The organism is Blautia sp. TF10-30 (genome assembly GCF_003481245.1).
Lineage (GTDB): Bacteria > Bacillota > Clostridia > Lachnospirales > Lachnospiraceae > Fusicatenibacter > Fusicatenibacter saccharivorans.
Map to the genome: position 1 here is coordinate 63,739 of NZ_QUKM01000012.1, position 23,229 is coordinate 86,967.

General features: G+C 48.9%; 21 protein-coding genes. 13 read left to right on the forward strand and 8 right to left on the reverse strand.

The window, feature by feature from the left end; translation table 11 throughout:
• The first annotated feature begins 22 nt into the window (after positions 1 to 22).
• Both DXD02_RS11475 and DXD02_RS11480 read left to right on the forward strand, forming a co-directional pair.
• Positions 23 to 763: a hypothetical protein gene (locus DXD02_RS11475; protein ID WP_022461191.1), complete on the forward strand. Its 741-nt coding sequence runs from the start codon at positions 23 to 25 to the stop codon at positions 761 to 763.
• Positions 764 to 1,031: 268 nt separating this feature from the next.
• On the forward strand, positions 1,032 to 1,742 hold the full coding sequence (locus tag DXD02_RS11480; RefSeq protein ID WP_118666867.1) for a hypothetical protein: 711 nt from the start codon (positions 1,032 to 1,034) through the stop codon (positions 1,740 to 1,742).
• Positions 1,743 to 2,230: 488 nt separating this feature from the next.
• On the opposite strand, the gene DXD02_RS11485 is transcribed toward DXD02_RS11480, so the two are convergent.
• A complete protein-coding gene (locus DXD02_RS11485) occupies positions 2,231 to 3,016 on the reverse strand; it encodes a type III pantothenate kinase (RefSeq protein WP_055220943.1) in 786 nt (261 codons plus the stop codon).
• 166 nt (positions 3,017 to 3,182) lie between these two features.
• On the opposite strand from DXD02_RS11485, the gene coaBC reads away from it, so the two are divergent.
• The 3 genes from coaBC (at position 3,183) to DXD02_RS11500 (ending at position 7,447) form a co-directional block, all read left to right on the forward strand.
• Entirely contained in the window at positions 3,183 to 4,379 is a 1,197-nt protein-coding gene (coaBC, locus tag DXD02_RS11490; protein ID WP_117813435.1) for a bifunctional phosphopantothenoylcysteine decarboxylase/phosphopantothenate--cysteine ligase CoaBC, read from the forward strand.
• A 205-nt stretch (positions 4,380 to 4,584) separates the two neighbouring features.
• Positions 4,585 to 5,355 carry a TatD family hydrolase gene (locus DXD02_RS11495; RefSeq protein ID WP_117813433.1) on the forward strand — a complete coding sequence of 257 codons (771 nt, stop codon included), beginning with the start codon at positions 4,585 to 4,587 and terminating at the stop codon, positions 5,353 to 5,355.
• Between the two features lie 88 nt (positions 5,356 to 5,443).
• Positions 5,444 to 7,447, forward strand: coding sequence for an NlpC/P60 family protein (locus tag DXD02_RS11500; RefSeq protein ID WP_118666868.1), 2,004 nt, complete (start codon positions 5,444 to 5,446; stop codon positions 7,445 to 7,447).
• Here DXD02_RS11500 and DXD02_RS11505 read toward each other — a convergent pair.
• Both DXD02_RS11505 and DXD02_RS11510 read right to left on the reverse strand, forming a co-directional pair.
• A complete protein-coding gene (locus DXD02_RS11505; protein WP_118666869.1) occupies positions 7,429 to 8,277 on the reverse strand; it encodes an LD-carboxypeptidase in 849 nt (282 codons plus the stop codon). The genes DXD02_RS11500 and DXD02_RS11505 overlap by 19 nt on opposite strands.
• 132 nt (positions 8,278 to 8,409) lie before the next feature.
• A complete protein-coding gene (locus DXD02_RS11510; protein ID WP_118666870.1) occupies positions 8,410 to 9,444 on the reverse strand; it encodes a threonine aldolase family protein in 1,035 nt (344 codons plus the stop codon).
• A gap of 604 nt (positions 9,445 to 10,048) precedes the next feature.
• Between DXD02_RS11510 and DXD02_RS11515 the strand changes: the two genes are divergently transcribed.
• The 4 genes from DXD02_RS11515 to DXD02_RS11530 all read left to right on the forward strand — a co-directional run bounded on the left by DXD02_RS11515 (position 10,049) and on the right by DXD02_RS11530 (position 14,781).
• Entirely contained in the window at positions 10,049 to 10,630 is a 582-nt protein-coding gene (locus DXD02_RS11515) for a TetR/AcrR family transcriptional regulator (protein WP_022461597.1), read from the forward strand.
• A gap of 25 nt (positions 10,631 to 10,655) precedes the next feature.
• Positions 10,656 to 12,017 (forward strand): alpha-amylase family glycosyl hydrolase, encoded by a 1,362-nt coding sequence (locus DXD02_RS11520; protein ID WP_117761335.1) that lies wholly within the window; start codon positions 10,656 to 10,658, stop codon positions 12,015 to 12,017.
• Positions 12,018 to 12,031: 14 nt separating this feature from the next.
• Complete coding sequence (gene glgB, locus DXD02_RS11525; protein WP_117761333.1) at positions 12,032 to 14,002, forward strand: 1,4-alpha-glucan branching protein GlgB; 1,971 nt, start codon at positions 12,032 to 12,034, stop codon at positions 14,000 to 14,002.
• 113 nt (positions 14,003 to 14,115) lie between these two features.
• Positions 14,116 to 14,781, forward strand: coding sequence for an MBL fold metallo-hydrolase (locus tag DXD02_RS11530; protein WP_179973072.1), 666 nt, complete (start codon positions 14,116 to 14,118; stop codon positions 14,779 to 14,781).
• Positions 14,782 to 14,803: 22 nt separating this feature from the next.
• Here the strand turns inward: DXD02_RS11530 and DXD02_RS11535 are convergent, their stop codons facing one another.
• Positions 14,804 to 15,265: a hypothetical protein gene (locus DXD02_RS11535; RefSeq protein WP_117761331.1), complete on the reverse strand. Its 462-nt coding sequence runs from the start codon at positions 15,263 to 15,265 to the stop codon at positions 14,804 to 14,806.
• A 374-nt stretch (positions 15,266 to 15,639) separates the two neighbouring features.
• On the opposite strand from DXD02_RS11535, the gene DXD02_RS11540 reads away from it, so the two are divergent.
• A complete protein-coding gene (locus DXD02_RS11540; protein WP_117761329.1) occupies positions 15,640 to 16,143 on the forward strand; it encodes a GNAT family N-acetyltransferase in 504 nt (167 codons plus the stop codon).
• 131 nt (positions 16,144 to 16,274) lie between these two features.
• On the opposite strand, the gene DXD02_RS11545 is transcribed toward DXD02_RS11540, so the two are convergent.
• The 4 genes from DXD02_RS11545 to nhaC all read right to left on the reverse strand — a co-directional run bounded on the left by DXD02_RS11545 (position 16,275) and on the right by nhaC (position 19,848).
• Positions 16,275 to 17,114, reverse strand: coding sequence for a TraX family protein (locus tag DXD02_RS11545; RefSeq protein WP_055267451.1), 840 nt, complete (start codon positions 17,112 to 17,114; stop codon positions 16,275 to 16,277).
• Between the two features lie 57 nt (positions 17,115 to 17,171).
• The gene (locus tag DXD02_RS11550) at positions 17,172 to 17,495 is read right to left on the reverse strand and encodes a hypothetical protein (RefSeq protein ID WP_055267449.1); all 324 of its coding nucleotides are present in this window, start codon (positions 17,493 to 17,495) and stop codon (positions 17,172 to 17,174) included.
• The gene (locus DXD02_RS11555) at positions 17,485 to 18,360 is read right to left on the reverse strand and encodes an MBL fold metallo-hydrolase (protein WP_117801662.1); all 876 of its coding nucleotides are present in this window, start codon (positions 18,358 to 18,360) and stop codon (positions 17,485 to 17,487) included. The genes DXD02_RS11550 and DXD02_RS11555 overlap by 11 nt, the downstream gene beginning before the upstream one ends.
• 72 nt (positions 18,361 to 18,432) lie before the next feature.
• Complete coding sequence (gene nhaC / locus DXD02_RS11560) at positions 18,433 to 19,848, reverse strand: Na+/H+ antiporter NhaC (RefSeq protein WP_118666871.1); 1,416 nt, start codon at positions 19,846 to 19,848, stop codon at positions 18,433 to 18,435.
• 226 nt (positions 19,849 to 20,074) lie between these two features.
• Here nhaC and DXD02_RS11565 point away from each other — a divergent pair, with 226 nt between their 5' ends.
• From DXD02_RS11565 to pth, 3 genes are all read left to right on the forward strand, one after another.
• On the forward strand, positions 20,075 to 21,262 hold the full coding sequence (locus tag DXD02_RS11565) for a GTP-binding protein (protein ID WP_118666872.1): 1,188 nt from the start codon (positions 20,075 to 20,077) through the stop codon (positions 21,260 to 21,262).
• A gap of 198 nt (positions 21,263 to 21,460) precedes the next feature.
• Positions 21,461 to 22,420, forward strand: coding sequence for a TIGR03943 family putative permease subunit (locus DXD02_RS11570; RefSeq protein WP_118666873.1), 960 nt, complete (start codon positions 21,461 to 21,463; stop codon positions 22,418 to 22,420).
• 220 nt (positions 22,421 to 22,640) lie between these two features.
• Positions 22,641 to 23,225 (forward strand): aminoacyl-tRNA hydrolase, encoded by a 585-nt coding sequence (pth, locus tag DXD02_RS11575; protein WP_022462621.1) that lies wholly within the window; start codon positions 22,641 to 22,643, stop codon positions 23,223 to 23,225.
• The last annotated feature ends 4 nt before the right edge of the window (positions 23,226 to 23,229 follow it).

A 23,229-nucleotide genomic window follows, 5' to 3' on the forward strand; every position in this document is an offset into this window, starting at 1 on the left:
ATCGAAAGAGAGGGAGTTATTTATGCAAGAAAGATTGAAAAATGCGTTAACAGCAATCGGCTTCTGTATGTTAGCTTTGGTGATGACTAGTGTATTTGCTACAACAGTAAAAGCAGAAACAAATGCAGAATTAAAAAACAGAGTGTATGAAGAGGTTTTAAACAATCACATCACGAATGAAAGTGACGTAATTAAGGTTGCAATTGAACAATATCAGGAAAAACAGATGAAGACCCGCGCCATTGATGCAAAGCCGGATGATTATTTGTCAATCACACAGGTAGTGGATGAAAATGGCAGCGAGCAGGATATTATTTCAACGGGTTTGTTGATTGTAGACGAGCATCAGCAAAGAGTAGCAATCACTGATATTGTAAGCAATACGGGGCAGCTTAGCCAGTACAGCATTTATGCAACCATGAAAGTATCCGTGACAAATGACCGTCAGGCATTAAAGGTACGAATTAATTGGTTTGAAACAACACTGAACTACGGAACCTCTATGAAAGCAAGTAGTTTAATGCAGACATCCAAATATTCACCAGAGGTGGGATTCCAGTATGATGATATTACAAAAACAATTTCAAATCCTGCTGGAGGAACCCCATATCACTATACTCCAAATAATACGCAGATGATTACATATTCGACTTTAGAGTGTGGACGGTCCTGTCGTTCGTATATTAAAGCTGGAACCTCAAGTTTGAATATTGCTTATTGTGTTATATCTTCAGCCCCGGGAGGCCGCTGGGAGAGAGCTTAAGCAAAACTCGATTATCAGAACAAGCGAACTAATTGAAAATAGACGCTCCCCTTGCGTTATAGATACTGGGGGAGCGTTTTTTTAATAGCGGTAGAGAATTTCTATAAGGGATGTTGTTGCTTTTTCTTTGATTTAAATCGAATGCATAAGAAAAATGTAAGAAAATTTTCACCAAACGTCATAGATTTTCAGAAGAATATATGGTAGTATAGGGCTAACAAAAAAAGTATGTGAAAAAAATAACAAAACGGAAAGGAGATGCAGGTGTATGAATAAAAAATTAGCAGGTATTTTTGCAATATGCGCTCTGTTGCTGACTGGATGTCAGGGAGCGAAAGAGAGCAGCAAGGAAATTACGCCGCCGGATACCGGATGGGGAAAAACAGTGGATGAAGTGCTTGCCGACTGGAATTTAGATCGGGATCAGGTGGAAATTTTCTCTGAGACCGAAAGTGCAGCCGCGATCGCAGTAGATACAGAAGCCACTGTTTTCGGCGAGAAAACTTCCAGAGTCATGTTTCAGTTTATCAACCTCGATCAGACCGGAGCGACGGGAAAACCGGTATTGTGCGAAGTAGACATCACCTACCCGGATGATGCCGATATGGATACCGTGAAAAAAGAAATGGAAAAATCCTACGGAAGTTCCAAAGACTCCATTACCCGCTACGAACTGTACCAGTCGCTGGGCGACGATCAGCTCCCGGAATACACTTACAAAAAAGCAGATCAGCTTGCCGTCTGGTCCGGCGAGAGCCTGAAAGATGCGATTCCTTCCGATAAGAGCACCGAATACGAAACCGCCTGGGAAGCATACCAGCCTGGCCTTACCGCCGACAACTGGGAGAGCTACACTGAACAGGCAAGCATGGCAACCGCCGTATGCGCATACGGCGCAGAAGCATTTCCAATGTTTGAAAAAAACGGTGTCAGCCTCGAAGCTTATCCGGGACTGGTATATGAGCAGGTGAAAAAGTAATATGAAATGTAACTATTCAGAGCCATGCGAAATGGAAGAAAATCGTGAATCATGCTTGCATGAATGAACGGTTTTCTGGAATTTCATATGGCGAGAAGCAACATCGAGATGCAGCGCAAGCGGAATCGAGATGGGGTTCTGAATAGTTACTATGAAATAAGAAAGTCATAAACTCCCGGCACTGCCGGGAGTTTTTCCGTGCATAGGGAGAAGGAAAAGAGTGTGTCCCGGAAAAATTCATGATATACTGAAAAGAGAAAATTCAACTTTTGGAAGGTTCCCGGAATGTCTGTTTTGGAAGAGAGGTGATTCGCCCGTGTATTTTAAACCTGAAAGAGGAGAATCAGGAAAAACTGAAAAGCGGAGAGGCAACACAAAGAAGGGTTGCGATTCCATAGAAAAATAGAGAAAAGCGTGCCTGGAGAACAGACACGCTTTTTAACGTCATGCAGAATGAAAGAGTCTGATGAATATTTGGAAGTACGATTTTAATTTGCACAATTCCGCTCACACAGGAACGCCAGCCCTTTCAGCAGAAGGTTCGGGTCATAGATATGAGGATGTAAAACGAGCGGTTCGACGAAGCGTGCCGCGCCGCCGGTGAGGATGAGGGTGGCGGGGGAGCCGAGTTCGGCTTCGATGCGCTGGACCATTCCGTCGAGCATCGCGGCCATGCCGACGATGGTGCCGGAGAGAATGCATTCTTCGGTGTTTCTGCCAATGATGCGTTTCGGGATCTGGAGGTCGAGCCGTGGGAGCTGGGCGGTCCGCTCGGAGAGGGCACCAAGTCCCATATCGAGTCCCGGTGCGATGGCGCCGCCGCAGAAGACGCTGTTTTCCCGGATGACATTGAAGGTCGTCGCTGTTCCAAGATCCACGGTGATGACCGGCAGCGGATAATGTGCGGCGGCCCAGGCTGCATCAACGAGGCGGTCGCGGCCTACTTTTTCCGGTTCCGGGATGGAAAATGTCATGCCGAGATCACTTTCGGATGTGACGAGCAGCGGTTCTGTGCCGAACAGATTACGGACACATTCCTGCAGAAGCGTCAGAACCGACGGAACAACGCTGGAAATGATGACGCCCCGAAAGTCGGACGGGGAAAGATTCTTGTCTTCAAAAAGCTGCTCGATCGCAGATTCATACTGGCTGGCAGACCAGGTGTGGTTGATGTCAATCCGGGCTGTGAATTCGAGGGAATACGCTTGCTGCGGTGCGGTCCGGACGCCGCCGAGCGTAACGGTTGTGTTCCCGATATCAATGGCTAAAATCATAAAAATACCTCGCGATTATTTTAAAAGTAGAGCTCTTTTGTCCTTTTATTATAAAGCCTTTTTGCATCAATGGCAAACAGGATTGGTTGTAATCTGTTTTTCTGTCTGCTATACTTAAAACTATCATAGGAAAAAAGTTGCTTCGAGGCAGCAGAACGGAGTTACAATGGAAAATCTTGACGGAAAATGTGTTGTACTTGGTGTGACAGGCGGAATTGCCGCCTATAAAATGGCAAATGTGGCGAGCGGTCTTCGGAAAGCCGGAGCAGACGTGCATGTCATCATGACCGAAAACGCGACGCAGTTCATCACCCCGCTGACGTTCGAGACGCTGACCAACAACCGCTGCGTGGTCGATACGTTTGCGCGTGATTTTAAATATGAGGTGACGCATATTTCGCTGGCAAAAGCGGCGGATCTGATTATGATTGCCCCGGCTACCGCCAATGTGATTGCAAAAATGGCACACGGCATTGCAGATGATATGCTGACAACGGTGGTGCTCGCAGCGAAGTGCAAAAAGCTGGTCTCTCCGGCGATGAATACGGCGATGCTGGAAAATCCGATTACGCAGGATAATCTGGCGACGCTGAAAAAATACGGTTTCGGCATCATCGAGCCGACCGTGGGAATGCTGGCGTGCAAGGACGTCGGAAAAGGAAAACTGCCGGACCCGGAGGTGCTGCTCGATTATATCGCGATGGAGCTTGCCCGCGAAAAGACGCTCGCTGGTGTGCGTGTCACCGTGACTGCAGGCCCGACGCAGGAATCCCTCGATCCGGTGCGGTATCTGACGAACCATAGCAGCGGCCGCATGGGATACGCGATTGCGCGGGAGGCGATGCTCCGCGGCGCGCAGGTAACGCTGATTTCCGGCCCGGTTTCATTAGCCCCGGTTCCAGGCGTTGCGATGCGACCGGTGACGACGGCGAAGGACATGCTGGAGGCGGTGCGGGAGACATTGCCGGAGACGGATATTCTGATTAAGGCGGCCGCGGTTGCTGATTACCGGCCTGTGACGGTGGCGGATCAGAAAATCAAAAAGAAGGACGGTGACATGAGCATTCCGCTGGAGCGCACCGACGATATTCTGGGATGGGTGGAAAAGAACCGTCATCCGGGGTTGTTTGTGTGCGGCTTCTCGATGGAAACCGAGAACATGGTGGAAAACTCGCGTGCAAAGCTGGAGAAGAAGCATCTGGACATGATCGCGGCAAACAATTTGAAGACAGAGGGTGCCGGCTTCGGTGTGGCGACGAATGTGGTGACGCTGATCACGAAGGACGGCATCAAGGAGCTTCCGCTGATGGGAAAAGACGAAGTGGCTGGCTGCCTGTTGGATGAGATTGCGGCACGGCGGTGATTTTATCGGAATCCGGCATATTTTTTCGTTTCCTGGTTGACGCGGGAAAAATGAATGCGTTATAATAAGCACAGGCGCAGCGGCGCACTTTACTTTTACGAAAACAACGAACGATAGGATGGATAAACGTGGAAACGGAAACAGGGGAAGGCTATGCAGAGCTTTCTTCCGTTTCTGTTTCGTTTTTTTAAGGAGAAATTCGGATATGATATTTGAAACACATGCACATTATGACGATGAGAAATTTGATGAAGACCGCGCAGAGCTGCTTTCCTCGATGCAGGAAAACGGGATCGGGCGTATCATCAATGTCTCGGCAAATCTGGAATCACTGGAAAATACAAGAAAACTGATGGAAGCGTATCCGTTCATCTACGGCGCGTTCGGTCTTCATCCGGATGAGGTGGGCGACCTGAACGAGGATGTGATGGAGCGGATGCGGGGACTCTGCCGTCTGGAAAAGGCGGTTGCGGTCGGAGAGATTGGCCTTGATTACTACTGGGACAAGGAAAATCACGAAAAACAGCAGTATTGGTTCCGCCGTCAGATTGCGCTTGCGCGCGAGGAAAAACTTCCGATGATCATCCACAGCAGGGAAGCGGCAGCTGATACGCTCCGTGTCATGAAAGAGGAAAAATCGGAGGAGATCGGCGGCGTAATTCATTGTTTTTCCTACTCCGCAGAAATGGCGGAGGAATACCTGAAAATGGGATTTTATCTTGGCATTGGCGGTGTGGTGACGTTCAAGAATGCGAAGAAGATCAAAGAAGTGGTTCAGATGGCTCCGATGGAGCGTATTCTGCTGGAAACAGACAGTCCGTATCTGGCACCGGTTCCGTACCGGGGAAAAAGAAATTCTTCTCTGTATCTGCCGTACGTTGTGCGGGAAATTGCAGAGATCAAGGGAATTTCCGAAGAAGAAGTCATTGAGATGACAGAAAAAAATGCGGTCAGACTGTTTCAAACAGAGGAATAGGGAGCGATACCATGGGTGTTTCTTCTATTTATGTATTTGTTCGGAACAGGTTTGTCTGACTGTACAAATTGAATAGGAGAAAGCGAAAATGGTTGATAAAACAATGATGGGCGACAAATGCGCCGAGCTGGTGCGCGCCGCGATGATCGGTGCGCTCGCAGTGACACTGGGAAACCCGACAGCCGTTTATGCAGCAGAAGAGGAAACGGCCGATCCGGGACAGATTGGAATTGAGATTGCAGGGGAAGCAGCCGTTGGGGCTGCTTCTTTTTGCGTGGAGGAAGATGCGGCGGAGGAGGCACCTGCGGAAGCGGAAGAGGTGACAGAACCGGAAGGTACGCAGAATGATGAGATGGAAGAGGAAAGTGGATCCGAGGGAAAAGAAGATGAGACAGTCCCGGAGGAACCGGAACCGCAGGAGCCTGACGGCGGAGAGAATGCAGGAATGACGGAACCGGGAAAAACGGGCGAGACAGAGCCAGAGGGGCCGGAAAATGCAGAACCGGGAGAGGCAGGCGAGACAGAGCCAGAGGAGCCGGAAAATCCAGAACCGGGAGATCAGGGAGACATGACGGAAACACCGGGAAACAGTGAAATGGATGGACCGTGGCCGGGCGAAGGGGAAGATATTTCCAACGATCCATGGCCGGGGCAGGAAGAAATCGGCGGCGGAGATGGGGAGCAGATGGAACCGCCGGAGGAAGAAAACGGATCTGCAGGAAGTGATGATGCAACTGGTGGAGACAAGACGGCAGAAGTCTCTTCGGATTCTGATTTATCACAGTCTGCGGAACCGCCAGCCGCCGAGGCTGAACCCGTCTTTTCGGCAGAGCAGGAAGCTGAGCGCACGCGGGAAAGCTACAGTGAGTGGCAGGCGGCAGAAGCTGAAAAAGTCACGATTTCCCGTATGCCGTGGCTGTTTCATACGGTTGAAAAAACATATGCTATCGCCGATGTGAATTCCTGGCTTCACGTCCGCGAAGGAAAAGGCACAAATCAGAAAATCGTCGGAATCCTGCCGAAGGGAAGCCTCTGTTATATTTTAGCGGATGCGGATTCTGACTGGGTTTATGTGGAATCCGGCGATGTCCGTGGATTTGTCTGCGCGCGGTATCTCCTGCGCGGAGAAGAGGCTGAAAAAGAGGTAAACCGTTGGCAGGAGGAAAGTTTTCCCATGGCGGAAATGTGGGTGAAGCCATGGAATAATAAGGCGTACACCTATACATATGCAACGACGAGAACACTTCTTTCTTCTGACGAAGCGCGCGGCGAGGTCCTGCAGTACGCGAAAAAATTCCTGGGAAATCCGTACGTCTGGGGCGGGACGAGTCTTACAAACGGCTGCGACTGTTCCGGCTTTGCCCAGCAGATTTTTGCTAATTTCGGGTATACCCTTCCGAGAACCTCACGCCAGCAGGCGAAAGCTGGAACACGCATTCCGGTGCAGGAGGCAAAGCCTGGTGATCTGCTGTTTTACCAGCGGGAGAGCGGGTTTATTTACCATGTCATGATTTATCTCGGTGATGGAAAAGTAATCCACGCTGGAAGCGAGGCGACGGGGATTCTGATTTCAGATTTTAACTATGAGAAATCGACAGAATTTGCTGTGCGGGTGATTTCGGAGGAAATACGTGAGAGCAAAATAGAAACGGGAGATGTGGATAATGGGAGAAAAGAAGGAAACTCTGTGGATAACCAGACAACAGAAAACGGGAATGGTGGAAAACAGAAGGCGGGAGCAGAAAATGTGCAGAATACAAGTGCAGAAAACAGTACCGCAGGTGATCGGTTGGAAAGCACTTCGGGAAAATATCTCGGCAATTTTAAACTGACCGCTTACTGCAACTGCGCCGTCTGCTGTGGCCGCTGGGCGGGCGGCCCGACCGCATCCGGAAAAATGCCGGTGCAGGGCCGGACCATTGCAACCGGCGTTCTGCCGTTTGGAACGAAGCTGAATATCGGCGGAAAAATTTACACGGTCGAGGACCGTGGCACGCCGTACGGCCACATTGATATCTATATGGAACGCCATGCAGACGCAGAGGAGTTCGGCGTGCGCTACGCGGATGTATATCAGTCAGAAGAAATCTGATAAAATTTGCCGATCACGGCGGCATGTGCATCCGTGCCGTGGCCGATATACGGAGTCCTTGCAATCGGGAGATCCGGTCCGGCCGCCTGGCGGACAAGCTGCGGCATATCCGGCGTCAGCTGGTCGCGTTCCATCTGGGAAAATGTTCCGAGGAGAATACCATTGATCTGTTCAAAGGCATGCATCATTTTCAGCTGGGACAGAAACGTAACCATCTGCGGAACGCCGCCGCCCATGGCTTCGAGGAGCAGGATTTTTCCGCGGAAATCCGGCTGAAAATCCGTTCCGGTGAGCTTCAGAAAACAGCGGATATTTCCGCCGATCATCACACCTTCCATGTGATCGCCCTGCAGAAATGTGCAAGGGAGGTCGAAGAGGCTGGGAGACTGCCCGGAAAAAGCGTTTTGGAACAGAGTGATCTGTTCGGCGCTGTGGTCGTACAGCAGATTTCGAACCTGATACAGCATTGACTCATTTCCAGTCGCAGTCGTGACAGCATTGACAATCGTCGTGAGATCACTGTATCCCCAGAAGCGCTTGCCGGAGGCGGCGATGACAGAAAAATCCAGATACGGCAGAACTTCATTCGCCATATCGCCGCCGGAAACATCAAAAATATCCGTGATTTCTGGGTCACAGTAAAGGTTCATCAATGCATCCGCCCGCTCCGCGCCCGTGCCGGAAAAGCCGGAACCGTTGTCGAAGAGGCAGGGGCTTAAAACAGGATCGAAGCCCAGCTCCCGCAGAATCTGACAGAGACGCGCCAGATCGGCGGAAAAGGAAGGATGCATGGGGTTGGAGCAGGCGGTAATACCAATTTTATGAGACATAAAGATTCCTTTCTCGGAGTAAAACAAGGCAAAATCTGCATTTTCGTGGCACACCGGTACAGCTTTTTCTTTGAATTTGCAAAGCAGATTTAGAGATCGCCGGTGTTTGCAGAATGCCGTTTTGGACAAAAATTATAAAGCTTTGAGGTCGTCAATCAGTGTCTGCACTTCCTCTTCCGTCGTTGCCCAGCTGGTGCAGAACCGCGCAATATTTCCGCCGTCCGTGGATTTCCCCATTGGCTCGAAAATATAGCGTTTTTCCAGAGTTTCCTTCTGCGCATCGGTGAGAATCACAAACTGCTGATTCGTAAAACTCTCCACCCAGAATGGAATCCCCTGCGCCGCAAATGCTTTGCGGAGTTTCATGGCAAGTTCATCGGCGCGGCGTGTCGCAGTAAAATAAAGATCATGCCCCAGCAGGCAGTGGAACTGCAGTCCGAGCAGCCATCCCTTTGCGAGGACAGCGCCGTTCTGTTTCATGTAGGCTTTGAACCGCTTTTTCAGCGAGTCAGCTGTAAGCACAACGGCCTCACCAAACAGCGCACCGCATTTCGTTCCGCCGAAATAGAAAACATCTGTGAGAGCAGTGAGATCCTCGAGAGAAACATCATTCTTCTCTGATCCAAGCCCGTATCCAAGCCGTGCCCCGTCCACAAACAGATACATATCATACTTCCGGCAGACCTCGTGAATCTTCGTCAGCTCCTGCAGCGAATACAGCGTTCCCTGCTCAGTCGGAAATGAAAGATATACCATCTTCGGCTCCGTCAGATACTCCGGCTCACCGCCTTCATAATAAGCCGCCGCACACGCCGCAATCTGTTCCGCCGAAATTTTACCATCCGTATTCGGCAGCTCCAGAATCTTATGCCCGGTATTTTCAATCGAAGCCGCCTCATGGCAGTTAATATGTCCGGTATCCGCCGCAATCACACTCTGCACCGGCGAAAGCGCTGCCGCCGTCACAATAAAATTCGCCTGCGTCGCCCCCGGAAAAAAATGAACCGCCGCGTCCGCGCTATGAATTTTCTCTCGAATCAGTTCCGCCGCTTTTTCGCACCATTCATCCTCGCCATATCCGCCATAACTGTTCCCGTTAATCGAAGCCAGTGCCTCCAGAATTTCCGGGTGTGCACCGTGATTGTAGTCGTTATTAAATCGTATCATAAATTTATGGTCTCCTTAAAATAAAATTTTACAAAATACTGCTTTTATTATACGTCATCCAGGCGAAAACAGCAATTGGAGAACGAAGAGAGAAAACGCAGAAAAACATTCATTATATATTTTGCATTGACTTTTTATATACCGATTGGTATAATGACAACAGAAACACACATAAGAAGCCTGCAAAATCCAACAAAATTCGTCAAAATTGCCAATCATTCACGCAATCCGACCATCACACACAAATGCAGACTTCTTACAACAATAACCAACAAAAGCATTTCAAAACAAATGCAAACTCACACGTAACCAACCAACCCAACAACCACACCGCGGCCAGGTTCAGCCCTTCGGGGTCTGCCGGGGATTCCTTGCGGGGAAACGCATTTGCAGGAAGCGTAGTAACTCTTAGCAGTTGAAAATTTGCGTTATTCCCCCAAATTCAACTGTCTGAGCTTTAGCGAGTTTTGAATTTGGGGGAATGCTTTTAGCAAATTTCCAATCGCTTAGAGTTCCTAGCTTCCGAAACCGCGTTTCCCCGCAAGGAATCCCCGGCAGTCCCCGGAGGGCGTCCGTCACCGCTCCCCAATCAAGAGGAATCAAAATGGACAATCGTCAGCTAATCATGAACTCAGCTCTGACCCTCTTCTACGAAAGCGGGTACGACGCCGTCGGTGTTCAGCAGATCGTAGACTCCGCCGGAGTATCCAAACCAACCCTGTACTATTACTTCGGCAGCAAACAAGGCCTCCTCGAAGCCCTGCTAAACGAGCACTTTCAGCCCATGGAACAAAAACTCATCGAAGCCTCCGAAACCGGGAAAAACATCCCCGAAAAACTGTACCGCATCGCGCGTGCCTTCTTCAACGGAGCCTCCGAAGACCCGAAATTCCATATGCTGATGATGGCACTGTTCTATTCCGGAAGAAAAAGCGAAGGCTTCCGCACCGTATACCCAATGATTGACCGGTTCTATCACCTGTGCGTCGACGTCTTCGACAACGCCAGCGCCGAACTCGGCAACATGAACGGCCGTCAGGAACAATTCGCCGTAGGCTTCTCCGGAATCCTGATGCACTACCTGATGATGACAGCAGGAGATCAATCCGATCTTTCCAACCTCGTCGTCCGGGACGAAGAAGTCTACCGTCTGGTACACCAGTTCATGTATGGAATTTACTCATAACCCAAAAACAAGGAGGACAAACAAAATGGCACCATGGTATGAAGAGGCAGAATTTTATCACATCTATCCGATCGGACTGACCGGTGCGCCGAGGAAAAATGAATCGGAAGAAACCGTACACCGCTTTTCCACACTGGAACAGTGGCTTCCGCACATCGCAGATCTCGGTTGTACCGCAATCTATATCGGCCCCTTGTTTGAATCAACCACACATGGATACGACACAAAAGATTACAAACAGGTAGACCGCCGCTTAGGCGACAACGCGGACTTTGCCGCATACGTAAAAAAAGCCCACGAACTCGGCATCAAAGTCGTCGTAGACGGTGTCTTCAACCACACCGGCCGCGAATTCTTTGCCTTCCGCGACATTCAGGAAAAAAGAGAACAGTCCCCGTACTGCGGATGGTACAAAGGAATCTGGTTCGGCGGAAACACCTGCTATAACGACGGATTCTCCTACGAAGCATGGAGAAACTGCTTCGAACTCGTCAACCTGAATCTCCAGAACCAGCAGGTCCGCGACTATCTCCTTGATGTCATCGACTTCTGGATCGACGAATTCGATATCGACGGCATCCGTCTCGACTGCGCCGACTGCCTGGATTTCGGCTTCATGGAGCAGATGCGCGCACGCACATCCGCCAAAAAACAGGACTTCTGGCTGATGGGCGAAGTCATCCACGGCGACTATGCGCGCTACATCGGAGACGGCCAGCATCTGCTGCACAGTGTCACAAACTACGAGCTTCACAAAGGACTTTATTCGGGACATAACGATCATAACTACTTCGAAATTGCACATACGATCCGCCGCGAATTTGACGAAAACGGCGGCATTTACAAAGGAAAGAAACTGTACAGCTTCGTTGACAACCACGACGTAGACCGTCTGGCCAGCAAGCTGAACGTAAAAGAAAACATGATTCCAATTTATGCGCTGCTGTACTTCCTGCCGGGCATCCCGTCCATCTATTACGGATCGGAATTCGGCATCGAGGGAAGAAAAGAAGGCGGAAACGACGATCCGCTGCGTCCGGCGCTGAATCTGGAAGAACTGGAGAAAAATCCGCCGGCAGAAAAACTTCCGGCATGGATCAAAACATTATCAGACGTCAGAAAAAAACATCCTGCAGCACGAACGGGAAGATACCGCGAACTCATGCTGACCAACCGCCAGTATGCCTTTGCACGCCTGGATGAGACAGACGCTCTGATCACAGCAGTAAATAATGATGAAAACCAGAGTGCGGGAGTCTGGTTTCCTGCACCTTGCGACGGAACATGGAAAAACGCGGTAACCGGAGAAGCCATTTCTCCGGAAAATGGAAAACTTTTTGTTGAAGTACCTCCGTGCGGCTGTGTTCTGATTGAAAAAGAAGCATAAAGGGGATTTTTTCTATGAAGGAAACTGCGAAAACAACGGCAAAAACAACAGCGAAAACCAGAAAAGCGCCAAAAAAACCGGCGGGCTATCAGCCAAGATTTTCTGAACTGGATCAGTACTTATTTGGCCAGGCAACCCATTACGATATTTTCCGGAAAATGGGTGCGCACCTGGACAAAAAAGACGGCAAAGTAGGAGCCTGGTTCACCGTATGGGCTCCGCATGCGGCGGAAGTATCTGTCATCGGCGAATTCAACGGCTGGGATGCCCATGCCAATGTGATGCGGAAAGTCGGCGAGGACGGCGTTTATGAAGTGTTCGTTCCGGGCGTGACCGAGGGAATGATGTATAAATATTACATCCGCACACCGGACGGAAGAGAACTGTACAAAGCAGATCCATACGCATTTGCATCCGAAAAACGGCCGGGTACCGCGTCAAAAGTAGCGGAAATCGAAGGCTACCGCTGGGGTGACAGCGAATGGCTGACGAACCGCAAAAAATTTGACGTTCAGAAATCCGCGCTCTCCATCTACGAAGTGCACCCGGGCTCCTGGATGAAACATCCGTGGTCCGAATCCAACCCGGACGGATTTTACAATTACGTTCAGTTCGCACATTCGCTTGCCGATTACGTAAAAAAAATGGGCTATACCCACGTAGAGCTGATGGGAATTGCAGAGCATCCGTTTGACGGTTCCTGGGGCTATCAGGTAACGGGCTATTACGCACCGACCTCCCGCTACGGAACACCGAAAGAGTTTAAATATCTTGTTGATTATCTGCATAAAAATAAAATCGGTGTTATTCTGGACTGGGTACCGGCACACTTCCCGAAAGATGCGCACGGCCTTGCTGATTTTGATGGTCAGCCGCTGTATGAGTACGCCGACCCGAGAAAGGGCGAGCACCCGGAGTGGGGAACGAAGATCTTTGATTACGGCAAAAATGAAGTGAAAAACTTTATGCTGGCAAATGCGCTTTACTGGGTAGAAGAGTACCACGTAGACGGTCTCCGTGTCGATGCTGTTGCTTCGATGCTGTATCTCGACTACGGAAAAGAGCCGGGCCAGTGGGTGCCGAACAAGAACGGCGGAAATGAAAATCTTGAAGCCGTCGAGTTCTTCAAACACCTGAATACCCTGGTGCGCGGACGAAACAAAGGTGTCATCATGATTGCCGAGGAGTCCACAACGTGGCCGAAGGTAACGGGAAGCGTAGAGGACGGCGGCCTGCATTTCTCCTACAAATGGAACATGGGATGGATGCATGACTTCCTCGATTACATGAAGCTCGATCCATACTTCCGCAAATACAACCATAACAAGATGACCTTCGGCATGACCTATGCATTTTCCGAGAACTACATTCTGGTGCTCTCGCACGATGAGGTTGTCCACTTGAAATGCTCGATGATCAACAAAATGCCGGGCGATCTGGAGGAAAAATTCCAGAACCTGATGGTAGGCTATGCTTTCATGTTCGGGCACCCGGGCAAAAAACTTCTGTTCATGGGACAGGATTTCGGACAGCTCCGCGAGTGGAGCGAGGAACGCGAGATCGACTGGTTCCTGCTGGCAGATGAGGGGCATCAGCATCTGCAGACCTTCTTCAGTGACCTGCTGAAAATGTACCGCAAGTACCCGGCACTCTACGCGAACGACTGCGGCTACGAAGGCTTCCAGTGGATCAATGCCAACGACGGCGACCGCAGCATTTACAGCTTCGTCCGCTGGTCACCGACAGGAAAAAACAACCTGTTGTTCGTCTGCAATTTCACACCGGTCGAGCGTCCGGATTATATGTGTGGCGTACCGCGCAAAAAACAGTACCGCCTGATACTCGACAGCTCCGATATGAAATACGGCGGCCCGACCGAAAAACGCCAGGTAGCCTACCGTGCCAAAGAGGGAGAATGCGATGGCCAGCCATATCGGATTGCATATGCACTTCCGGCGTATGGTGTGGCGGTGTTCAGCTTCTAAAATAAGATAGCTACTAATTTTCATTAATATCATGACCGGCAGAGAACGAAAGAGATTTCTTAAATCTGTCGGTCATTGTGTTTTGTGTTCGAAGGAAAAGAGGTGTTGATTTGATGAAAGAAGAAAGAAAAGAGCCGATACAGATTCCGCACATCCAGACAATCAACGATCACATTTCCTATCTTACACCGACAGAACATCCACTTTCGGCAAATGTTGTGATCATCGAGGGTGATGCATTTTTCTGGGTATATGACGTAGGAAATCATCCTGCGGTTTCAGAAATTCTGCAGAAAAAGTCAGAACAGACAGGAAAAGAAATTCGGGTGATTTTATCCCATTTTCATCCCGACCATATCGGGAATCTGTCGGAGATTTCGTGCGAAGCGGTTTACCAGGGGAAAAATACGTTTCGTTATACAAAAACAGGAACTGTGATAGAAGAAGATACGTGGTTTCAGGACGGTGACGTGCGGTTACATTTATTTCCGATTCCATCGAGTCATGCCAAAGGATCGCTTGCATTGGAAGTGGATGAGACGTGGTGCTTTCTCGGGGATGCGGCATATGCGACGCAGAAAAACGGACAGACCATTTATAATGCCGAGCGCCTGCTGGCAGAAATCCGAGTTCTGAAAAACGTGCGTGCGCCGTATTTTCTCCTGAGCCACAGTGAACCGTTTCAGCAGAACAAAGAGGATGTGCTGGAATGGATGGAAGCGATTTATGAGAAACGGAAACGAGATGAATCATATATAAAAACACCCCAGCGCGTATGACAGGGAGTCCTTCGAGGCTGAATCAGGTATGCCACTTCGGCAATTCACTTTCTTTCACTGGAACTGATTCAAGATCCATATTTGACCAATATGAGCCGATATCTGAACTTGTGAAGTATTCAAAATTGCCCGTGGAAGATTTCAGCTTTCCGTTCTTGACTCCATTGCAGACATAAACCAGTTCGTAGTTTGTCCCATCCGAAAGGTTAAATCGAAAACTGGTCACATCTGCGCCTGTGATTTCCTCGACTTGTTTGTCTGTCAATGATAAGTTTTCAAACATATGATACAAGTCTGTTATATCAGTTTTTGCAACGACTATTTTCTTTTCTGCTGATACCGGTGCTCCCGCATAGTGGTACATTTCGACATTTTCAACATCTCCAACTTCAAAAGGAAAGTCGATATGGACCGTTTCTTTGCTACAGCCGACCAGTACCATCATTAAAATCAGAAAGGATATCAAATTTGTCGCTTTTTTCATATCATTGCACTCCTCGTCATGTTTTTGACAGGTCAAGAGTTCAAAAATCCTCTTGCAAGCGAGCTTGCATTAGCTTTTTGAGCCTGGTATCATGATGATTTGAGTATATCATAGTTTAACCGAATCAAACAAGTCCCCTGCTTCCATTGCGAAAAGTAATAAGCAGTGGGTGGGGACTTGCTTGTATCAGGAGTGGTACAAGCCACTTCTGATAAGCTGCGAAGCAGCTATTCGGTTATGAGCAAGTAGCGAAGCGGATTGCGAATATCCGCTTTGACCCGAATCAAACAAGTCCCCTGCTTCCATTGCGCGAAGCAATGAGCAGGGGGTTGGGACTTACTTGATTCGGTTAAAAAAACAAGGGAGATGAAAAAATGAATGAAATTATAGCTTTACAGAAATATGAAAACGAAGCACAACTTGCAAAAGAGCTGATTCGAGGCTTTTGGCTGGCTCATGGTGATTATGTTATAACCGACGAAGAGGCCGCGGAGAATCTTGCTGCCTGGACAGACAAAGGGCATGTGTTTTATTTTATCTTAAAAGAAGAGATCCCCATTGGATTTGTGCATCTCGGAAGCCGCGGGGCGGAAGTTGACTGGATCGAAGATCTTTTCGTACTTCCGGAATACCAGGGAAACGGATACGGAAGTCATGCGATTGCGCTGGTTGAAGCCGAGATAAAAAAGTATTCTGAATCTGTCTATCTTGAGGTAGCTGCGCGAAATTTTGGAGCGATGAAACTCTATCATAGATTGGGATATCATTGCCTGAACACTGTGACGTTACGCAAAGATTTTCAACCGGAGAATTTTGAAGTGATTCGCAGCGAAGAGCTTTTGGGGTATCCGTTGGAAGTTAAGAAGTATATTAAGTAGAATCTCACGCCGATTTGCGCAGCAAATCCAGACCTCCCCACCGCCCGCCTCAATGTCAGCCCGGAAGTGCGTCTGTGTCGTCTGGGACTGTGTCCTGGGGCGGCGCAGGTGCACTTCCGGGTGTCCGTTTTTTAAACAACCGCAACCCCCGCCATCCCCAGTACCGCCGCGATCGCAAACAGCACCAGCAGATGCACCGGATAAAACGCATAAAACGGATACTTCAGATTCAATCCCCGTTTTCCGTTATAAAAATGCACCGGAATCATAGCCAGAAAACAGGTGATTTCATTCAGACTCAACAGCGTAAGCACCGCACACCCGATTCCGATACAGTACATTTTATTCTTTCTCATATTATACATCAGCACAATCGTCAGAATTCCCATTGCACTGTAATCTGTCTTCAACAGCGTGGCCACTGCACAGGCTGCCACAATCACCAGCAGCTTGCCAACCGAAACCTTCCAGTTCGCCCTCTGCCATGCACCGGCATCTTTTTGCGCTTTTGAATCGATTTTCTGCAGAAAAATCATCATCACAAGGCCGATAAATAAAGTGAAAAAGACATTCTGATAATCCAGATAAAACGGTTTTCCCGCAAATGCCAGATCGAACGGGATCTCCGAAACCAGTGCAAAAATCCCAAGATTCAGCGCATACTTTTTCACATCATGCGTATGCATGAACCCTTCAATCAACAGAAAACAGAAAATCGGAAAACTGATCCTTCCGATTGCGCGCATAATCATATCCGCATAATAAATCACAGCTGTGTTTCCGGTAGAGAGAAATGATGCGCCTCCGTCCGAAGCGTTCACCGCATTCAGAAGACCGCGGGAAATCAGGATTCGGTCGAAAAGTACAGCTGCAGTGTGGTCGATCAGCATACAGACCATCGCAATGATTTTCAAGGTACTGCCGGGAATTTTACCGGCGCTTTTTACGGGTTTCGCAGTAGTAGCTGCCATATAAAACATCCTTTCTGGAACGCAAACGAAAGGCAGACTGTGCAAGCCGTCTGCGGATCAGGTTCCTGTAACGACAAACAGCAGAAAATCCTGCTGTTTTGCCAGAGTTGTAATACTATGATTATACGTTCTGAGGAGGTTAATGTCAAAGAAATAAATGGTTTTCATCACTGGCTGTTTTTGCGTATTTTCTTCTGCGTCCTGTGGTAAATCACAGGCAGAGACAGAAAAAACAGTTCTGAAATAACGCAGAGTATGGTAGAATCTGCCAGTCGGGTAAATGAAAATAGAAAGCGTCTCCGGGCTCATCCCAAAACGAACGGGGCAGCGTACCAATTCGTAAACCAGAATTGGTACGCTGCCCCGTATTTTAAAATACATCCAGGTCTTTTCCGTTCACGACATATCCGTCATACCCTGCATCCCGGATTTCATCCAAGATCGCGGCATCGCGCCATGCCATCTCGGCGGCAAGGTTTTTGTGGTTATCCTGTACATTCATATGGTAAATCCGGTGATACGTAACGAGCAGTTTCGGATTTGCCTTTTTTGCAACACCGGCAAGATCCGTGCTTAACGTATGCACTTCCCGGTGGTATTTCTGCCATTTTGGTTCGCGGCAGGAGATTCCGGCGGCGTATTCCACTTCGTGCAGCAGGATATCACAGCCTTTCGATTTTTCTGCCACGAGATCCAGCGGAGCGGTATCGCCGGTGATGACGATTGTGCGGTCCGGTGTGGTGAATTTATAGCCGTAGCATTCCAGTGTTCCGTGGCTGACCGGAAAAGCCTCCACCGTAACCAGGTCATCCCGGTAGATAATGCCGGATTCAATTTCTGTTACCTCAACGCGGTAGCCGGATTCGTTTGCTTTTTCGAAACCGTGAATTCGGAAATCAATGTCGGTTTCATAGGCCTGTAAGATATGATCGGTCATATGCCGCAGGCCTTTTGGTCCGTAAACTTTCAGCGGAACCGGACGCTCCAGCACCCACGGGGTAAAAATCAGATCCGGATATCCGGCGGTATGGTCTGTGTGAAGGTGCGTACAGAAGGCAACGGTCAGAAGATCCGGCCGCAGGGCATCCACGCCGTTAAAATAGGCGGCTGAGGCCTGGCGGACAACGCCAGGGCCAAAATCTACCAGATAAGCACGGTCACCGACCACGACAGCGGAGGAAGGTCCGTTGGCATTCGGACACGCATTTGGTGTGCCGGTTCCGAGAAGAACAAGTTTTGTCTGCATTCTTTCTCTTTTCCTTTTCTTTTTTGTTTCTGTTTCTGTTTATGATTTTCTGTTACGATTTCTGCTTTTGCCTTATTTCTCTTCTTTTGATTCATTGTTTTGGGTTTCCGGAAGATGCTTAATGGAAATTCCGGTAAATCCATAGAAAATACTGAAAACCGGGGTCAGGTAAAGCAGGAATAAGTACGGGAAAAATGCCGACCATGCAACACCAAGTGTGCCGGCCATGTATACGCCGTAGCCATGCCATGGAATCATAGGACCAGCCATAGTTCCGGAGTCTTCGAGGCAGCGGGAAAGAATTTCCGGTGCAACCTTGCGCTCTTGAAAGACAGGTGCCATCAGACGGCCGGTCAGAACGTGTGCCATCGGCTGGGAGCAGCTGATGAGGCTGGTCACGTAACCGACAATCATCGTTGCCAGGATCATACTTCCATCGCTGTTGATTCTCTTTACAATCGCCTGAAGAATGTGATCCAGTACACCGAGTTTTTCCAGCATGCCGCCCATGCCGACAGCAAAGCAGATAATGGCTACGTACTGGAGCATGCTTCCCATGCCGCCGCGGTTTAAGATGGATTGTAATACCGGTTCTTCGATTGTGGTTGTGTAACCGTTGTAAGCTGTGCGGATGATGCCCTGCAGAGTATCGTGCTGCACAAAATAGGAAACAAATCCGGCAGCGAAGCTGGAAAGACCAAGTGCAGAGATCGCATTTACTTTGCAGAGGAGCAATACAATAATCAGGATGGCAGGGATCATGGTAATCCATCCGAGCTGGAATTCACCGTTTAAAGCATTGATGTAAACGGTAATGCTTCCCTCGGTATAGCTTCCGCTGGTCTGCTGGAAACCGAGAATAGTAAAAAGAATTAAGGTAATTACATACGTTGGAAGGGTGGTCCAGAGCATCGAGCGGATATGATCGCCAAGTTTGGCATCTGCAACGGCCGGAGCAAGGTTTGTGGTATCGGAAAGAGGACTTAATTTGTCACCGAACATGGCACCGCAGATGACAGCACCGGCTACCATGCCAGGATGGATACCCATGGCGTTTCCGATCGCCATCATGGCAACACCTGCGCTTCCGACGGAACCATAGGAAGTACCGGTTACAATACTCAAAATGGAGCAGAACAGCAGCGTCAGAGGCAGCAGCCAGGACGGGTTAATCATTTTTAAGCCCCAGGAAATGATGGTGGCAATGGTGCCACTCTGCAGCCAGGTGCCGATCATGACACCGATGGCCATCAGAAGGCAGAGCGTCGGGACGACCATACGGATGGCATCGTATGCGCCGGCAACAATGTTGGCGTAAGAAATACCGAAAATCTTACAAAACAGATAGATAAAAATCCAGCTTGCAAACAGGCCGATCATAGGACCGCCGGTTTTCAGGCGGATACAGACTGCGACGGATACGATGATCAGCAGCAGCAAAAGCAGTGACTGTGGCAGATTGAGTTTTTTTTCTTTCGTTCCACTCATAAAAAAATCCCCCATTCATAGGTAAAATGATTTGCCCATTCAACGCGTTAAAGTAGAAAAGACATGTAATATATTATAATGGTGAAATGCAGAAAAAGCAAGGGAAATTCTCTTGATTTTTTGTTCTATGGTTGCTATAATAAGCGTGAGTGTGGGGCGGAGGATAAACTTCGGCCCTTTTGCAGCTAACTATAAACGGAATCAACAAGATAAAGAGGTTAAATCAATGACAAGAATAGACATTATTTCAGGTTTCCTGGGCGCAGGAAAAACAACCCTGATCAAAAAACTCCTCGGAGACGCACTGAAAGGCCAGCAGGTTGTTCTGATCGAGAACGAATTCGGTGAAATCGGAATCGACGGAGGCTTCTTAAAAGATGCCGGTATCGAAATCCGTGAAATGAACTCCGGCTGCATCTGCTGCTCTCTTGTGGGAGACTTCGGCGCAGCATTAAAAGATGTTATCACCAAATATCACCCGGACCGCATCATCATCGAGCCGTCCGGCGTAGGTAAACTCTCCGACGTCATCAAGGCTGTAGACGGTGTAGAAAAAGAAGCAGGCGTAGCCCTGAATTCCGCAACAACCGTAGTCGACGTTATGAAATGCAAAATGTATCTCAGAAACTTCGGCGAATTCTTCGAGAATCAGGTAAAGAGCGCAGGAACCATCATCCTGAGCCGTACCGATAAAGCCGATACGGAAAAAGTAGAGGCAGCAGTAAAGATGCTCCGCGAACTGAATCCGGAAGCACACATTATTACCACACCGGTTGAAGTACTGGGTGGTAAGAAAGTACTCGATACGATGGAAGGTGCCATCATCAACCTTGCGCAGGTAGAAGAGGAAGAGCATCATCACCATCATCATGACCACGACGAGTGCTGCTGCGGCCATGACCACGATGAGGAGCATGAGCACCATCATCATGATCATGATGAGGACGAACATGAACATCATCATCACGACCATGACGGCGAGTGCGGCTGCGGCCACGATCACGACGAGGAGCATGAGCATCATCACCACGACCATGATGACGAGTGCTGTTGCGGCCATGATCACGAGCATGAGCATCATCATCACCACGATGACGAGTGCGGATGCGGTCATGATCATCATCACCATCATCACGCAGACGAAGTTTTCACAAGCTGGGGTCAGGAGACTGTGAAGACCTTCACCAAAGAGCAGATCGAAGGCATCTTAAAGAAACTTTCCGAGGATACCGCTTATGGTATGGTTCTTCGGGCCAAAGGTATGGTAGCAGGTGCCGATGGACAGTGGATCTATTTCGATATGGTTCCGGAAGAGTACGAAGTACGTGACGGAGCACCGGAATTCACCGGAAGAATCTGTGTCATCGGTTCCAAATTAGCAGAAGATAAGCTGGCAGAGCTGTTCGGACTGTAAAAATACAAAGTAGCTGCGAAAATTACGGTCCGCAGGGTACCTGTGAACTGTAGTGAAGCTGCCGCATCAGAAACAAAATCCGATGTGGCAGCTTTTTTCTTGATTTAGAGACAAAGCAAAAGGCACGTCCGGAATCTCAGCCGCAAAAGCAAGTGCAGAAAGATTCCGGGAGTACGTCAAAGACAACGGAGGTACAAAATGTACGAAGAAGACGAAGTAGAAATTCCGATTTATCTCATAACAGGATTTCTGGAGAGTGGAAAAACCTCTTTTATCAATTTTACCGTAGCACAGGACTATTTCCAGATCGACGGACCGACCCTTCTGATCACAACCGAAGAAGGTGAAGTAGAGTACGACGAAAAAGAACTGCTCAAACACAACACCGTCCTGGAAATCGTAGAAGGACCAGAGCAGTTTACCCTGGATTACCTGAAAAAACTGAACCGCAAATACCGCCCGGAGCGAATCATTCTCGAATACAACCCGCTCTGGAGCGTAAAAAAACTCGAAGAAATGGAACTGCCGCGCGGTTGGGGCATCGTACAGGAGATCGTGACCGTCGACGCAAGCTGCTTCCAGATCTATATGCAGAACATGAAATCCGTCTTCATGGAGATGGCAAAAAATGCCGATATGGTCATGTTCAACCGCTGCCGTCCGGAAGATCCGCTTCCATCCTTCCGCCGCAGCATCAAAGTAGTCAACCAGGCGTGCGACGTTCTGTTTGAGAATGAAGAAGGCGAAATTGACAACATTTTTGAGGATCAGATGCCGTTTGATACCGATGCCGATGTGATCGAGATTGATGACGCCGATTACGGAATCTGGTATGTCGATATGGGCGACAACCCGGAGCGCTACGAGGGCAAAACCGTTCATTTCCGAGGCATGGTATTAAAGAGCAAAGACGTCGGAGCTGATTTCTTTGTCCCGGGTCGTATGGCAATGACCTGCTGTGCAGACGATACTTCCTTTATCGGTTACGTCTGCAAATGCGCAAGCGCCAAATCTCTCGTGATGGGTTCCTGGGTTGACGTGATTGCAACGGTAAAATGGGGCTATATGAAGGTTTACGATGGCGAAGGCCCGGTTCTGTATGCAAAAGAAATCAAACCGGCCAAGAAACCGGAGAGCGAACTGGTATACTTTAACTAAACATTGCCGAAGCATTTCAGCGAATAAAAGAGCAGGAAAAAGGCTGCTCTTTTGTTCGTGTTCTTTCTTTATGACAGATGGAAAAACAATATATCATTTTTCGGTGCGGCGAAGCAGCTATTCGGTTATGCGCAAGTAGCGAAGTGGATGGAGAATATCCGTTTTGACCGTGACGTGAACAAAAACTGCGCCGGAAAATGGTCTGATGACAGGAGAATTTATGTATATTATAGTAGGTCTGGGAAATCCAACGCGCCAGTACGAAGGGACGAAGCACAATGTCGGATTTGATACCATCGATTATCTGATCGATGAATATCAGATCCCTTCCTCCGGTACAGGCCACAAGGCTCTGTTCGGAAAAGGCATGATCGCAGGTCAGAAGGTTATCGTTGCAAAGCCGATGACATATATGAACCTGAGCGGTGAGTCCGTGCGGGAGCTGGTGAACTATTACAAAGTGGATCCGGAGAGCGAGCTGATCGTGGTTTACGATGATATCAGCCTGGCGCCGGGACAGATCCGTATCCGCAAAAAAGGAAGCGCGGGCGGCCACAATGGCATCAAAAACATCATCGCTAATCTTGGCACCGACCATTTTATGCGTGTGAAGGTCGGCGTCGGTGAGAAACCGAAAAACTGGGATCTGGCGGACTACGTGTTAAGTCCGTTTACGAAAGACGAACGTCCCCTTGTAAATCTGGCGATCGAGCATGCGGCAAAAGCAATCGAGCAGATGCTGAACGGGGATGTGGACGCAGCCATGAACGAGTATAACCGCAAATCTGCAAACCCGGCAGAGTAAGGAA

What these genes read in the sequence shown, in the direction of transcription:
- DXD02_RS11475 (WP_022461191.1), top strand. Translation starts at nt 23, where the DNA reads ATGCAAGAAAGATTGAAAAATGCGTTAACAGCAATCGGCTTCTGTATG.
- DXD02_RS11480 (WP_118666867.1), top strand. Translation starts at nt 1,032, where the DNA reads ATGAATAAAAAATTAGCAGGTATTTTTGCAATATGCGCTCTGTTGCTG.
- DXD02_RS11485 (WP_055220943.1), bottom strand. Translation starts at nt 3,016, where the DNA reads ATGATTTTAGCCATTGATATCGGGAACACAACCGTTACGCTCGGCGGC.
- coaBC (WP_117813435.1), top strand. Translation starts at nt 3,183, where the DNA reads ATGGAAAATCTTGACGGAAAATGTGTTGTACTTGGTGTGACAGGCGGA.
- DXD02_RS11495 (WP_117813433.1), top strand. Translation starts at nt 4,585, where the DNA reads ATGATATTTGAAACACATGCACATTATGACGATGAGAAATTTGATGAA.
- DXD02_RS11500 (WP_118666868.1), top strand. Translation starts at nt 5,444, where the DNA reads ATGGTTGATAAAACAATGATGGGCGACAAATGCGCCGAGCTGGTGCGC.
- DXD02_RS11505 (WP_118666869.1), bottom strand. Translation starts at nt 8,277, where the DNA reads ATGTCTCATAAAATTGGTATTACCGCCTGCTCCAACCCCATGCATCCT.
- DXD02_RS11510 (WP_118666870.1), bottom strand. Translation starts at nt 9,444, where the DNA reads ATGATACGATTTAATAACGACTACAATCACGGTGCACACCCGGAAATT.
- DXD02_RS11515 (WP_022461597.1), top strand. Translation starts at nt 10,049, where the DNA reads ATGGACAATCGTCAGCTAATCATGAACTCAGCTCTGACCCTCTTCTAC.
- DXD02_RS11520 (WP_117761335.1), top strand. Translation starts at nt 10,656, where the DNA reads ATGGCACCATGGTATGAAGAGGCAGAATTTTATCACATCTATCCGATC.
- glgB (WP_117761333.1), top strand. Translation starts at nt 12,032, where the DNA reads ATGAAGGAAACTGCGAAAACAACGGCAAAAACAACAGCGAAAACCAGA.
- DXD02_RS11530 (WP_179973072.1), top strand. Translation starts at nt 14,116, where the DNA reads ATGAAAGAAGAAAGAAAAGAGCCGATACAGATTCCGCACATCCAGACA.
- DXD02_RS11535 (WP_117761331.1), bottom strand. Translation starts at nt 15,265, where the DNA reads ATGAAAAAAGCGACAAATTTGATATCCTTTCTGATTTTAATGATGGTA.
- DXD02_RS11540 (WP_117761329.1), top strand. Translation starts at nt 15,640, where the DNA reads ATGAATGAAATTATAGCTTTACAGAAATATGAAAACGAAGCACAACTT.
- DXD02_RS11545 (WP_055267451.1), bottom strand. Translation starts at nt 17,114, where the DNA reads ATGGCAGCTACTACTGCGAAACCCGTAAAAAGCGCCGGTAAAATTCCC.
- DXD02_RS11550 (WP_055267449.1), bottom strand. Translation starts at nt 17,495, where the DNA reads ATGTATTTTAAAATACGGGGCAGCGTACCAATTCTGGTTTACGAATTG.
- DXD02_RS11555 (WP_117801662.1), bottom strand. Translation starts at nt 18,360, where the DNA reads ATGCAGACAAAACTTGTTCTTCTCGGAACCGGCACACCAAATGCGTGT.
- nhaC (WP_118666871.1), bottom strand. Translation starts at nt 19,848, where the DNA reads ATGAGTGGAACGAAAGAAAAAAAACTCAATCTGCCACAGTCACTGCTT.
- DXD02_RS11565 (WP_118666872.1), top strand. Translation starts at nt 20,075, where the DNA reads ATGACAAGAATAGACATTATTTCAGGTTTCCTGGGCGCAGGAAAAACA.
- DXD02_RS11570 (WP_118666873.1), top strand. Translation starts at nt 21,461, where the DNA reads ATGTACGAAGAAGACGAAGTAGAAATTCCGATTTATCTCATAACAGGA.
- pth (WP_022462621.1), top strand. Translation starts at nt 22,641, where the DNA reads ATGTATATTATAGTAGGTCTGGGAAATCCAACGCGCCAGTACGAAGGG.